General features: G+C 49.6%; 7 protein-coding genes. 4 read left to right on the top strand and 3 right to left on the bottom strand.

Translation table 11 applies throughout. The features are described from left to right. Positions 1-35 precede the first annotated feature (35 nt). Complete coding sequence (gene ilvD / locus AR383_RS10270) at positions 36-1,883, top strand: dihydroxy-acid dehydratase (protein ID WP_055733044.1); 1,848 nt, start codon at positions 36-38, stop codon at positions 1,881-1,883. A 211-nt stretch (positions 1,884-2,094) separates the two neighbouring features. Beyond that, on the top strand, positions 2,095-3,633 hold the full coding sequence (gene ilvA / locus AR383_RS10275; protein WP_055733045.1) for a threonine ammonia-lyase, biosynthetic: 1,539 nt from the start codon (positions 2,095-2,097) through the stop codon (positions 3,631-3,633). Here the strand turns inward: ilvA and rlmF are convergent. Next, on the bottom strand, positions 3,626-4,585 hold the full coding sequence (gene rlmF, locus AR383_RS10280) for a 23S rRNA (adenine(1618)-N(6))-methyltransferase RlmF (protein WP_055733046.1): 960 nt from the start codon (positions 4,583-4,585) through the stop codon (positions 3,626-3,628). The two genes, ilvA and rlmF, sit on opposite strands and share 8 nt — an antisense overlap. Before the next feature lie 125 nt (positions 4,586-4,710). Next, positions 4,711-6,066 carry a DUF4397 domain-containing protein gene (locus tag AR383_RS10285; protein WP_055733047.1) on the bottom strand — a complete coding sequence of 452 codons (1,356 nt, stop codon included), beginning with the start codon at positions 6,064-6,066 and terminating at the stop codon, positions 4,711-4,713. A gap of 176 nt (positions 6,067-6,242) precedes the next feature. Between AR383_RS10285 and AR383_RS10290 the strand changes: the two genes are divergently transcribed. Both AR383_RS10290 and AR383_RS10295 read left to right on the top strand, forming a co-directional pair. Continuing rightward, positions 6,243-8,099: a choice-of-anchor I family protein gene (locus tag AR383_RS10290; RefSeq protein WP_055733048.1), complete on the top strand. Its 1,857-nt coding sequence runs from the start codon at positions 6,243-6,245 to the stop codon at positions 8,097-8,099. Positions 8,100-8,385: 286 nt separating this feature from the next. Then, positions 8,386-10,605, top strand: a complete 2,220-nt coding sequence (locus AR383_RS10295; protein WP_055733049.1) for a glycoside hydrolase family 3 N-terminal domain-containing protein — start codon at positions 8,386-8,388, stop codon at positions 10,603-10,605. A gap of 48 nt (positions 10,606-10,653) precedes the next feature. Here the strand turns inward: AR383_RS10295 and AR383_RS10300 are convergent, their stop codons facing one another. Next, positions 10,654-14,118, bottom strand: a complete 3,465-nt coding sequence (locus tag AR383_RS10300) for an ATP-binding protein (protein WP_055733050.1) — start codon at positions 14,116-14,118, stop codon at positions 10,654-10,656. Between the last annotated feature and the right edge of the window lie 4 nt (positions 14,119-14,122).

The raw sequence follows: 14,122 nt of genomic DNA on the forward strand, positions 1-14,122 counted from the left end.
CAATTAGCAAATACAGATTAATGGAGTAAACCGCAATGCCTAAACTGCGAAGTGCCACCACCACCGAAGGCCGTAACATGGCTGGAGCGCGCGCCCTATGGCGAGCAACAGGAACCAAAGAAGAAGATTTCGGCAAACCCATTATTGCCGTGGTGAACTCATTCACCCAGTTTGTACCGGGCCACGTTCACCTAAAAGATCTTGGTCAGTTGGTAGCTGGCGCCATTGAAGAAGCAGGCGGCGTTGCTAAAGAATTTAATACCATCGCGGTAGATGATGGTATCGCCATGGGCCACGGCGGTATGTTGTACAGCCTGCCTTCGCGTGATTTAATCGCCGATTCGGTAGAATACATGGTGAACGCGCACTGTGCTGACGCCATGGTGTGTATTTCTAACTGTGACAAAATCACCCCAGGAATGTTAATGGCTTCAATGCGCCTCAATATTCCGGTTATTTTTGTTTCTGGTGGCCCCATGGAAGCGGGTAAAACCAAGCTCAGTGACCAGTTGATTAAACTCGATTTGGTTGATGCCATGGTCATGGGCGCCGATAAAAACGTCACCGATGAAGACAGCGATAAAGTTGAACGCAGCGCCTGTCCAACCTGTGGCTCTTGCTCAGGCATGTTCACCGCTAACTCGATGAACTGTTTAACTGAAGCGCTTGGCCTTGCTCAACCGGGTAACGGCTCAATGCTTGCCACTCACGCTGACCGTAAACAACTGTTCTTAAATGCCGGTAAACGCATTGTTGACCTATGTAATCGCTACTACCAACAAGATGATGCCAGCGTATTACCACGCTCTATCGCGACCCAACAAGCCTTTGAAAACGCCATGACCCTAGACATTGCCATGGGCGGCTCAACCAATACCGTATTACACCTATTAGCGGCAGCCCAAGAGGCTGGCGTTGATTACAACATGGATCACATGGACGCACTGTCACGCAAAGTGCCTCAACTATGTAAAGTGGCGCCTTCAACCAATAAATATCACATGGAAGACGTACACCGCGCTGGTGGCATCATGGGCATATTGGGTGAACTAGACCGCGCCGGATTAATCAACCGCAATGAACCCAATGTCATGGGTGAAACCCTGGCCGATACCCTAGCCAAGTGGGACATTATGCAAACCCAAGACCCAGCAGTGAAGGAGTTTTACCGCGCAGGTCCTGCGGGCATTCGCACCACTCAAGCTTTCAGCCAAGATTGTCGTTGGGAAGAACTAGACGACGACCGTGCCGAAGGTTGTATTCGCAGCATCGACAACGCCTTTAGCCTAGAAGGTGGTTTAGCGGTGCTAAAAGGTAACTTGGCCAAAGACGGCTGTATTGTAAAAACCGCCGGTGTGGATGATGACAACTTGGTATTTAAAGGCCCTGCACGTATTTTTGAAAGCCAAGACGACGCGGTAAGCGGCATTCTTAACGGCACGGTTAAGGCTGGTGAAGTGGTATTAATTCGCTACGAAGGCCCCAAAGGCGGCCCCGGCATGCAAGAAATGCTCTACCCCACCTCTTACCTGAAATCCATGGGCCTAGGGAAGAAATGTGCTTTGATCACCGACGGTCGTTTCTCCGGTGGTACTTCTGGTTTATCCATCGGCCATATCTCACCAGAGGCGGCCAGTGGCGGTGTAGTGGGTTTGGTTGAACCTGGCGACATCATTGATATTAACATTCCCCAGCGTAGCATCGTGCTGGATGTGAGTGATGAAGAGCTCGCCAAACGCCGCGCCGCCATGGAAGCCAAGGGCAGCGACGCTTGGACACCAATTGGCCGCGAGCGTGAAGTCAGCACCTCATTAAAAATGTACGCTCACTTCGCCACTAGCGCCGACAAAGGTGCAGTACGCGATAAGAGCAAACTTGATTAATTTAGTCACAGTTCGCTTAGCCCGGTTCGCCGGGCTTATTTTTTGTAATACCCGCGAGTATCCGGCAACGACTAAACTAGTTGCCTAGCTAAGTAAGTGGCGTAACATAGCCCAGCAGCGCTAGCCTAGGGCTTATCCCACTTGCATCAGTCTTATTTGGCTGCGCCGTTTACTGATGCTCGCAATTATTCGTTCCGCTTGAGGTAACACTATGACGCAACAGCACCCCACCGCGAATGACTATCTTCGCCGCATTCTGCTTTCACCAGTGTATGAGGTCGCCCAAGTCACTCCCCTGCAAGACATGAACAAGCTGTCACAACGACTGGATAACCATATTTTACTCAAGCGCGAAGATCGCCAAAGTGTGCATTCATTTAAACTGCGCGGTGCCTATAACAAAATAGCCCAGCTCAACCAAGAACAACGCCAGCGCGGTGTGGTGGCGGCCTCGGCAGGTAACCATGCACAAGGGGTAGCCATGTCAGCTCAGCGCCTTGGCATCGCCGCCGTTATCGTGATGCCCACCACCACTCCCGACATTAAAGTCGACTCGGTTCGCGCCATGGGTGCCGATGTGCGCTTAGTTGGCGACAGCTTTGATGAGGCCTATCAATACTGTAAACAGTTAGAAGAGCAACATGGTTATACCCTGATCCCGCCCTTCGATGACGTAGACGTTATCGCCGGCCAAGGCACCATTGGTAAAGAGCTGCTTGAACAAGACATGCACCTCGACGCGATTTTTGTGCCGGTGGGCGGCGGTGGTATTGCTGCTGGTATCGCGGTGTACATCAAACAGCTAATGCCACAAATTAAAGTGATAGGCGTAGAAGCCGAAGACTCGGCCTGCTTAGTGGCTGCCTTAGCTGCTGGTAAGCCCACCCCACTGGAAAAAGTTGGCCTATTTGCCGACGGTGTAGCGGTAAAACTGATTGGAAGCGAAACCTTCCGCTTATGCCAGCAGTATCTCGATGAGGTTATCACCGTTAATTCCGACGAGATCTGCGCGGCGGTGAAAGATATTTTCGAAGATACTCGCGCCATCTCTGAACCTTCTGGGGCGCTGGCTCTTGCTGGCTTAAAGGCCTATGCCCAGCAACACCAACTGAAGAACAAACGCCTCGCAGCGGTACTCTCGGGCGCCAATGTTAACTTCCACAACCTGCGTTACGTTTCTGAGCGCACCGAATTGGGTGAGAAAAAAGAAGCGGTATTGGCGGTCACCATTCCCGAGCGCCAAGGCGCTTACCTGGAGTTTGTGGAACACCTAGGCGGACGCGCCATCACCGAATTTAACTACCGTTATGCCAGTGATGAGCAAGCCAATATCTTTGTTGGCATTCGGGTGAGCAATAGCGACCAAGAGCTGCCAGAGCTGGTTAATAGACTAGAGCAACACGGCTATCAGGTAGCCAACTTAATCGACGACGAGCTGGCCAAGCAGCATGTGCGTTACATGGTGGGAGGTCGCCCCGGCAAAGCGCTGAACGAGCGACTGTATAGTTTTGAGTTCCCCGAGCAGCCCGGCGCCCTGCTGCGCTTTTTACGCACCCTTGGGCCACATTGGAATATCACCCTATTTCACTACCGCAACCACGGCTCAGCCTACGGCCGCGTATTGGCAGGTTTTGAGCTAGAAACCAGTGATCAACGGGCCTTTACTCAGCACCTGGCGCAACTGGGTTTTGATTATAAAGATGAAACCGACAACGTCGCCTACCAGTTTTTCCTGGCCAAGGCTAAGTAGCAGCCAACCAAGCCGCTTGCTGCGCTGGTGTTTGAAACGTCCATGCCACAAAGCGGCTTTGCTTATTACCTTGGCCCATTTTAATGGTTTTATAGTCGACTATTGGCAACTGCTTTAGCGCCTTATAAATGGCCGGTAAACTGGCTTCTTTGGATACCAAGCTACTAAACCACAATACTTGCGCGGCATAGTCTTGGCTTTCTTTGAGCATGTTACTAATAAAACGCAGCTCACCACCGGGGCACCATAACTCGTTACTTTGGCCACCAAAGTTCAGGGTGTTTTTGTGTTTGGCCGCAGCCTTTAAATTACGTTGTTTACGCTGACTGCCCGCTCTAGCTTCTGCCGCCGAGCGATGAAAAGGCGGATTACATAGGGTTAAGGCAAAAGATTCATCAGGCTGAATAATGCCTTTAAAAATCGAACGCTTATCGGCTTGCAAACGCAAGGTAATTTGCTCGTCCAAGTCAGGGTTGGCTTGCAGAATGGCTTGCGCCGAGCGCAGCGAGGCGGCTTCTATATCGCTCCCCACAAAACACCAGCCATATTCACGCGCCCCTACCAAGGGGTAAACACAGTTCGCCCCCACGCCCACATCCAAGCAGCGAATCGCCGCACCTTTAGCGCTTACTTCTGGCGAGCTGGCGGCTAACAGATCCGCCAAATAGTGAATATAATCGACTCGTCCGGGGATCGGCGGACACAGGTTATGCGCGGGAATCTGCCAGTCTTTCACCGCATAAAAATGCTGCAACAGCGCCTTGTTTAAACAACGCACCGCAGCAGGGTCAAAAAAGTTTATCGAAGCATCACCATAAGGGTTAGGCGCTACAAAGCATTTTAATTCGGGGCAGGAAGCAATTAAAGCGGCAAAATCATAACGCTGACGATGCTTATTACGCGGATGTAATTGGCTTTTGCTATCTACAGGGGTGTTTTTTGACTGAGGCATAAGGCACTGAAACTCAACAGACAGTTATCAGCGCCTAAGTATACGGTGAAGCAAACTAAAAATCCCGCACTCAAACCAGAAAGCCCAAGCTCAAGGCCCCAGTAATGGGGCCTGGTCTCCCCCCGCTAAGGAGTACTGTTATCAAGGTTGAGCACTAAACCGCTAAAGTCATCACTGGCAACGGCAGAATAAACGCCACCATTTTCCAGCGTGGCCATGCTTTCTATGGCAGGAGTATAGCTGTCGTCCGAGCTTAATATGACTGCGAAATAATAAGTGCCTTCGGCCACATTGAGCAGCGCATTGTCTTTGAAATCAAGCCCTGATAGCACTACCGTGTCGGCGCTGTAGTTACCGTCAACCGAGGCGTGAATATCAACTAAGCCAAGGGCTGCGGCACTAGGGCTGGCATGCACTACACGTAACTTCGAATATAAGGCTACTGAGCGCAAATCTTCGCTAATCACCAGCGGCTCGATAGTATTATCAGTCACCGCGTTAAGTTTACCCACCGCATAAATGCTGGTTTCGGCTCCCGCATCTAACTGCGTATTGGGCGCGTCGATCACCACTAAACTGTTGTCGGCACTGGCTGCCACACTGATGTCGTAACTGCCGGCTGCCAGCTCACCAGAACGAAACTGTTTAAAGGCGATGTCGGTAAATCCAGCGGCAGGGTTAGACCCCAACAATACATCCACCAGCGGAGCATCATCAACGGCATGCACAACCCGTAAATGGCTGGTTTCATTGGCATCGGCGATCACCGATACGCCATCACCGTCGGCCAACAATAAACTCACCGGCGATTGAGCGCCAGCATCAGTGTTTGGCACCGCGCTTAACATTAAGTCACTACCGCCGGCTAAAGCCACTTCCCCGCTATCAAAGACCACGGTTTTGTCGCCACTGGCAGTAATTCTAACTCGATAGTTTGCCGCCGGAACGGTAACCGGTAAGGCGTCGCTATCCATTTTGAAGGCCAAATTGCTAATGGCTGGGGTTTCAGCGGCGAGATCGGCGGCGGTAGTTAAGTAAATATCCACTGCTCCCACATCCGGATGAGCGTGCAGAACATCCAGCCGCACACTGTTTTCATCCACCGTCTGGTTGCTGCGGCTTAATACTAAGGGTTCAATTGACGCGGCATAGTTAAGTGCAACAATGTCATATTGCATATCCGGCGAAAACTCCAAGTTAGCAGCAATCACCTCAAGCCCACCACTGGGTAATAATGCGTCCACGCTAATGTCGTAGCTGCCAGAGGCCACCGACTGCCAAGCGCTGGCTTGGCGGTAGTCAACCATGTTCAAACCAGCAAAGGTTTCGCCGTTAGCTTTTACTTCAACTAGAGGCGCATCGGCACTAGCATGAGTAATCCTAACGGCAGACATAGGGGTATTGGGGTGCTCGTCGTCACTATTACAGCCAACAACTAATACAGCAGAGCTTAGTAATAGAATTGATTTTGCAAATCTCATCTTCTTTTCCTTAAGTATCTCTGTGGGTATCAGCTGTAAAACGGCCGCTAAACCCAAGCCGATCACTCTTGGTTTTGGCTGATACTGTTCAATTAGCTCACTCCTTGCCATGGAAGTGACACAAAATTGCCACATAAAAGTCATAAGCTGCTTTTTTTCTTAGCAGTGAGATAAACATGGAACGTCAAGCCTCAACCCTAGCCTTAACAGCGCTTAGCCTGTTATTCGCCAGTAGCATACCCTCGGTGCACGCCGCGCCTATTCAAGCGGTAAAACAGCTACAAATTAGCTGCATTGCCAAAACAGCCAGCCCCGCTAAAGACAGCTTCAAGGGCTTAAAAATGAACTGGGTGGCTAGTCATTTCTCTGGCAGTGAATTTGATAGTTCTTCGGCGGAAATTGTCTCCTATGACAGTTGTAGCGATAAGCTGTACGTGGTGAATGCTAAGGCACAGAGCGTGGAAGTACTTAAGCTGGGTAATAACAATAGTGAGCCCAGCAAGGTCGGCCAATTGGATCTACAAGCAGCCGCTAAAAACGCCGGCATCAGCATCGGTGACGCCAACAGCGTAGTCGCCAAAAATGGCTTAGTGGCAGTGGCGATTCAACATGCCAATAAGCAACAAAATGGCATCATTGCGCTGTACCGCTCCGACGATTTAAGTCTGGTTAACAGCTACCCTGCTGGAGCGCTACCCGACATGGTCACCATGAGCGATGATAGCCGCTACCTACTTAGCGCCAATGAAGGCGAACCCAATGGTGACTACTCGCACGACCCCGAAGGCTCGGTGACCATCGTCGACTTGCAGGGCGGCTTTGCCGATGGCCAAGCCAAAGTCAAACAGGTGGATTTTCGCGCCTTTAACCAAGGCCAAGCCCGCCATAGCGAGTTAAAAGACGTACGCTTGCCGGCACCCATGGGCGCCACAGTAGCGCAAGACTTAGAGCCGGAATACCTAGCCTTAACCAGCAAGGGTAAGGTGATTGTGGCGCTGCAAGAAAACAACGCTATCGCGCGCATCAACATCGCCAACGGCTATATTGAAGCTATTCAAGGCTTGGGCAGCAAAAGTTGGGCCTCAGTTGAAGAGGGCGGCGACGGCGCAATGCTCGATCTCACCAACAAAGACGGCAAATTTATTCAAGCCAGCTACCCGCAGCTAGCCGGTTACTACATGCCCGACTCCATCGCCAGCTTCAGGGTGAACGGTAAAGACTATTTGCTGACTGCCAACGAAGGTGACGGCCGCGAATATGTTTACCAAAGCAGCCAAGCCCAGTGCGAGCAAGCAGGCCATAAGTGGGACGGAAAAGAATACCAAGTGGGTGGCGAAGATGAAGATGCGGCGAAATACCAAAGCGAGCAAGACGACTGTATTTCTTACAGCGATGAAACCCGCGCCTATAAACTCAAAATAGACCCAGCCCACCCGCTAATGGACCAGCAGCGTTACGGCAAAAAAGGCACCATCGCCAATAAAAAAGCCATTGGCCGACTCAAAGTAGTGGCCGACCAAAAACAACTCGGACCTAAAGACACGGTATACAGCTTTGGTGCTCGCTCCTTTTCCATTTTTGACTTAGATGGACAGCGGATTTTTGATAGCGGTAACCAGCTATCAGATCTGGCCAACAATGAACAACATTGGAATGCCAGCAACGACAACCAAGCCAGCGATGACCGCTCCGACGATAAAGGCGTAGAGCCCGAAGCCATTACCGTCGCCGAAATTAACGGCGCTCATATCGCCTTTATCGGCCTAGAACGCCAAGGCGGCATTGCTGCCTACGACGTCTCGCAGCCTGATTCACCCAAACTATTAGATTTTGTTAATCGCCGCGACTTTAGCCAAGACGTATGCACTGAAGTGGATGAAGATGGCGATTGCACCAATGGCCAATACAACCCTAAGTCCGGTGATTTAGGTCCCGAGTCCATCACCTACTTCTCTCGCTTAGGACGCCACTACATTGCAGTGGGCAATGAAGTATCAGGCACCACCAGCATCTATCAGTTAGAATTGAACTAAACCGTTAACTCTGGCCGTTGCTCTCGAGCAGCGGCTTTAGCAAGCATCATCACCCAAAAGCCGTCGGCAAATTCAATGTCTAAATTTGACAAGGCTTTAGCTTTTTTCGGTGAATGTTAGCTAGCCCCCAAAAGCGGCAGCAACCTCTATGAAACCGCTTACTTTTAAGTGTTTCATACCCAAACTTATCTAAGATAAGTCCTAAGCCAAGACCTTAGCCATCGCTATAAAGGCGAAAATCGACTAAGCCTAAACCATTATTCACACTTTTCGAGAGGAACTGTTAATGTCGCAGCCCTATACTAATCCATCACTCAGTATTGCTGAGCGTGTCGAAAACCTAATGTCATTGATGACCTTAGAAGAAAAAGTCGGGCAAATGCTGCAGCTTCCAGCCAATATGTCAGACAACGTGGATAAACTAGAGCAATGGAACGTTGGCAGTTACCTGCATTGCACCGGCGACATGGTGGAAGAACTGCAACAGCGTGCCGCCAAAACCCGCCTAGGGATCCCAATTATTTTTGGCATTGATGCGATTCACGGTCACTGTTTTGAAAACGACAGCACGGTATTTCCCACCCAGCTAGCACTGTCTTGTGCGTGGAGTAAGCAGTTAAGCCAAAGCATGGCCCATGTAACGGCAGTAGAAACCCGTGCTTGTGGTCTACATTGGACCTTCTCTCCGGTATTGTGTGTTGGTCGTGATAGCCGTTGGGGACGGATTAACGAAACCTTCGGTGAAGACCCTTGGTTGATTGGCGAGCTGGCCGCCGCCGCTATTCAAGGCTATCAAGGTGAAAACCTTGCCGCCAAAGACAGCATTTTAGCCTGTGCCAAACACTACGTAGCCTATGGCGAAACCACTGGCGGCCGTGATGCCTATGAAGCCGAAGTCTCACCACGTAAATTGCTATCAGTATTTCTGCCTCCTTTTGAGAAAGCAGTAAAACAAGCCAAAGTAGCCACTCTGATGGCTGGCTATCAGGCCATCGATGGCCTACCTTGTAGCGCCAGTAGTTGGATATTACGCGACATTCCTAAAACCCAATGGGGCATGGACGGCTTCATCGTTACCGACTGGGATAATGTTGGCTCTTTGCATGACAAACAACGGGTTGCCGAAGACTTACGCCACGCCGCCAAACTGGGGCTGGAAGCGGGTAACGATATGATCATGACCACACCCTCGTTCTATCAACATACCATTGATTTAGTGAATCAAGGTGAAGTGGACGTGGCATTGGTGGATGACGCCGTGGCCAGAATTTTAAGCTACAAGTTTAAACTAGGCTTATTCGATGACTTCCGTTATACCGACCTTAGTAAAAAACCACAAATACTGGGTAACCCGGTGCACTGGCATGCTTCATTAGAAGCCAGCCGCCAATCGCTAACCCTGTTAAAAAATGAGCAAGTACTACCACTAGACGAAGCCAACAAACCTAAAATACTACTGTGTGGCGCCAACGCCGATGATGTAGTAGCCCAGTTAGGTGACTGGTCTTTTGGTTCGATGCAAGCAGGCGCCTCCGACGATAGCTTCCATCGTAGAGACTGCGTCACCCTGCGCCAAGGCTTGCAAGCCGCCGCAGACGCAGGCCGCTGTGAACTAAGCTATGTTCGCGGTGCCGCCCCTGCTGAAGCCGATTTTGAAGAGATCTTAGCCGCCGTTGATGCCGCCAAGAACAGCGATGTGATCGTGGCCTGTGTGGGCGACATACTCAGCCAACACGGTGAATTCCACGACCGTGCCAATCTCGACCTAACGGGCCACCAGCAAGCCATGCTAGAAGCACTAAAAGCCACTGGTAAACCTTTAGTGGTGGTATTTATGGCTTCTAAACCGCTGACTATTCCCTGGGTGAAACAACATGCCGACGCCATCGTTTGTGCCTTTAACCCCGGAGCCAAAGGCGGTATAGCCTTAACTGAATTGCTATTGGGTGACCTAAACCCAAGCGGCAAACTCACCATTAGCTTCCCGGTGCACGTAGGGCAATTGCCCGTGTATTACAACAAGTACCAAGGTTGGCACGCCCTTATATCGGGTAGAACAAACCATCAAGAGCGTTACATCGACATGCCTGAACAGCCCTTATTTAGCTTTGGTGAAGGGCAGAGTTACAGCGAGTTTGAATACAGTGATCTACAAGTCGCTAATCCTACCCTGAGCGCCTCACAAGATTTAGCCGCAGGCGAAGCCTTGAAGGTATCGGTACAGATTAAAAATACTAGCCAACGTGCTGGCATTGAAATCGCTCAACTGTATATACGTGATTGTGTGGCTTCGGTCACCATACCGGTTATGCAATTACGCGGCTTTGAGCGGGTTGAACTGGCCGCTGGCGAAAGCCGCCAAGTTGACTTTAGCGTGCCCTACGAAGATCTAGCTCTAATTAACGCGCAACTAGAAAAAGTGGTAGAACCGGGTGCCTTTAAGGTCTTGGTGGGGGCTTCATCAAAAGCGGAAGATTTACTCAGTGCTGACTTTACGGTTGCCTAACACTAAAGCCCTTAACACCATCAAGCGCCTCTTGGCGGCTTGATGGTGTTAAGCAGGGGGAGCAGCATCCGCCTTTCGAGACTGATTAATTGCCGCCACCAGGCGTTGCTGCTCTTGCTCTGCCTGTTGGTAATAGCTCCTGATTAAAGCAAAATCACACTCGGCTTGCTCTCGAATGTGCTGCTCAATATTCGCCATAAGCGTCGCTAGTTGCTCTGCACCAATCTCACTGCAAAAGCCTTTTATTTTATGGCTCCATTCACCGATGGCGGGTGCATCTTGCTGCTCTATAACCAAAGCCAACGACTGCATATAGTCAGCCGATGAATCGAGGTAAATATCTAATACCTTATTAAGCAGCGCTTCTGCACCACGCATCCGGCTTAAAGCCGCCGCTCTGTTCCAGCCTAGATATTCGCTCTCATCAGCCGCAGCGGAACTAGTGTGACTTCTGGCATCGCGCACATCAGCCGTCCACTGCTCAACTTTCTCTAAAAGAATTTTCGGGTCAATCGGTTTGGTAAGGTAATCACTCATACCATAGGAAAGGCATTTTTCTTTTTCCCCAGCGAAAGCATTTGCGGTCATGGCGATGATGGGTATGCTGACACTGCCATAATCTTTGCCGTTATATCGCAGCTCGCTAGCGCATTCATAACCGTTCATCACCGGCATCTGGCAATCCAGCAAAATACAATCAAATGGTTTTGCCTCTAAATAGGCCTGCTTGACTAAGGTTAAACATTCTCGGCCATCACCCGCGCAACTAATTTGGGCATGGCGGGGTTCTAAATAACCGCGAGCCACTTCCAGGTTTATCTGATTATCGTCAACCAATAAAATACGCAAACCAGAAAGGTCAACATGGTGTAACTGCTCTTGATGGCTGGCCTCTAAGCTCATTAGGCTATCTTGTATTCGCCCCTGCAGTGCATCTAACAAGTCCTTACTAATTAAAGGCTTGGCCAGTTTAATCAGCGCAGGATCCCCCTCTACGAGGTGCGGCCCTACGGTGTTGTGATAGCTTAAACTAATGATAATAGTCGGCAAAGAGGCGCTAGCGGCTAGGTAGCCCTCCAGCAAAGCCTGCTCATCAAAGGCATCATTGTCGAGAATAAGTGCATCTAAATCATCAGCTAACATCTCTAACTCGTTATCGAGCAATTGGCAGTTCGCTCCCCACGCGCCAAGGGTTTTGCTTAATACTGAGGCTAAGCTTTGGTCTGGGGTAACAACGCCAACCCGCAAGCTCTGCAAGCTTGTCGATAAATCATTTGGCTGGCATAACGACGCGTCCATGTCGATATAAAAATAGAATCGACTGCCCTCGCCCAAACTGGATTCAAAGTCGATTTTGCCGTTCATTAATTCACACAGCTCACGACAAATAGATAAACCCAAGCCGGTGCCACCAAATTTAACCGCGGTATCAGCGCCTTCCTGAGAAAAGCGCTGGAATAAGCGATGGTGATTAGCTTCGGCAATGCCAATACCGCTATCAATCACCTCAATACTTAAACGCACTGTGGTAGGGTCTAGCTCTTGGGTGACAGCGATAATCTTAATCTCTCCCTGCTGGGTAAATTTAATCGCATTACTCATCAAATTATTAAGAATTTGTTTGATTCGGTTAGGATCGGAATAAAGTGTACTGTAGCCAAGCTCACTGGTATCTAAGACCACATTCACGCCTTTTTCGTAAGCCTTAAGCGCACAAGTTTGAATTAATGACTCAATCAGCAGACGCGGTGAGAAACGCTGCAGGTTGATTTCTAATTTACCCGACTCAATTTTTGATAAATCCAAAATATCGTTAATCAACACCGCTAGCGTATCGACGCTACTTTCAGCCATGCTCAGGTATTTTTGCTGTTTCGGACTTAGCGTATCTTGTCTCATCAAGCCTAAAGAGCCCATCATTCCATTTAAGGGCGTGCGCATTTCATGGCTAATGGTGGCAATAAAGTTGCTTTTGGCGTCACTGGCTTCCATGGCCTGCTGATGAGCAATTTTGAGTTGATGGCTATACTCTTGTAGCGTTTGAGTACGCTCTTCCACCTTCTCTTCTAGCTCGGCGTTATATTGCTCTAAAGCCTCTTTAGTTTGCACACTCTCGGTTACATCACGCAGATTAATCACTAAAGAATCTATCCCGCTACCGGCGTTATACCGGATTGGCGCAATGCTGAGTTCAACATAACTGGTCGCTTGGTTTGGTCGAGTAATGGAATCCGCACATACATAGCTGGACTGGCTAGCAGTCGTTTTTTCAATTAACTCCGACAGCGAATGCTGATCAAGCGCGACCAGCTGTTCAATCGGCTTATTTAAGGCAAGATACTTAGGCGTACTAAACAAAGAAACTGCGGCGTTATTCCAAGTTTTAACCATGCCTTGAGGAGTAATACAAATTACCACATCAGAAGCACCTGCAACAATCGCTTCAAAGGTGGAGTTGGCTTTATTTAGCTTCTTACTGGTAGAGTAAGAGCGAAAAAACATAGCCAACACCAGCAATACGAACCCCATGGCTCCGCCAAAAAAGTACAAGACCTCGTTGCGCCTCTCTTCGGCCAACTGATTAACCTTGGCATAGTTCATCACTGCATAAACATATAAGCGCCGCTCAGTATCCGCCCCCTGAAAAATAGTTTTTTCATCGGCTATCCACTGCTGGTCGCCTTGTTTATCTGAGAGCAACAAGCCCTTAAACTTATTACGCTCTATTTGATAGAGGTTTTGCAGTGTCACATTGGGATCTAACTGCTGAGTAAAGCGCTTAGCCGCATGAGGCGCGCTAATAAAATAGCCCTCGTTATCCACCAACCATAGTTCATCAGCCAAACCTTTAGCTTCGAGGAAGGGAGCAAGTAAACTACTGGCGTCAACGTTCATGATCAAAAAGCCAAAGCGCGTCCCATCGTCATAAAAAATCGCCAACGCAATGCGGTAAGTGGGCTGGAATGGATAAACTATTTTGCCGTACTCTTTATTTAAGTTTATTGGAGAAACATAAACCTCTCCGGCCTTAAGTGAGGAGGCTAAGGTGTAGTAAGGCTCTGATTGCTTATTTTGCAAACGCGTTGGCGGCATCACCCGCACTCGGCCTGCTTCACGGTCCACCCGCAGAAATTCTTGCCCCGCTTGCTCCACAGAAATAAGCCGAAGTTGTCTGATATCAGAATTGTTTTCAATCAAGGACTGAAAAATGGTTTCTAAACGCTCGCGCCACTGCTCAAGGGTGGTGCCGTCATAAGGGTCCACTTGCTGATGTTGTAGGGCGCGGGTAATTCCGGCAATCGGAGGGGTAGTATGTAAAAACCTAATGATGTCGATATTGGTTTCTATATTTTGGCGCATCCTAGCGGCCTGCTGCTCAACCTCGGCACGCAAGGTGGCTACGGTTTCAACAAAAATCTCTTTTCTTAGGCTCTGGGTATACTGGTAAGTGAGCATGCCACAGAGCAATACCAAGCCAAGCGAAATCACCCATCCCAAAAACCGCAGCTGCATAGCG

It is taken from the genome of Agarivorans gilvus, from assembly GCF_001420915.1.
In the GTDB taxonomy this organism is placed as follows: Bacteria; Pseudomonadota; Gammaproteobacteria; order Enterobacterales; family Celerinatantimonadaceae; genus Agarivorans; species Agarivorans gilvus.

What these genes read in the sequence shown, in the direction of transcription:
- ilvD (WP_055733044.1), top strand. Translation starts at nt 36, where the DNA reads ATGCCTAAACTGCGAAGTGCCACCACCACCGAAGGCCGTAACATGGCT.
- ilvA (WP_055733045.1), top strand. Translation starts at nt 2,095, where the DNA reads ATGACGCAACAGCACCCCACCGCGAATGACTATCTTCGCCGCATTCTG.
- rlmF (WP_055733046.1), bottom strand. Translation starts at nt 4,585, where the DNA reads ATGCCTCAGTCAAAAAACACCCCTGTAGATAGCAAAAGCCAATTACAT.
- AR383_RS10285 (WP_055733047.1), bottom strand. Translation starts at nt 6,066, where the DNA reads ATGAGATTTGCAAAATCAATTCTATTACTAAGCTCTGCTGTATTAGTT.
- AR383_RS10290 (WP_055733048.1), top strand. Translation starts at nt 6,243, where the DNA reads ATGGAACGTCAAGCCTCAACCCTAGCCTTAACAGCGCTTAGCCTGTTA.
- AR383_RS10295 (WP_055733049.1), top strand. Translation starts at nt 8,386, where the DNA reads ATGTCGCAGCCCTATACTAATCCATCACTCAGTATTGCTGAGCGTGTC.
- AR383_RS10300 (WP_055733050.1), bottom strand. Translation starts at nt 14,118, where the DNA reads ATGCAGCTGCGGTTTTTGGGATGGGTGATTTCGCTTGGCTTGGTATTG.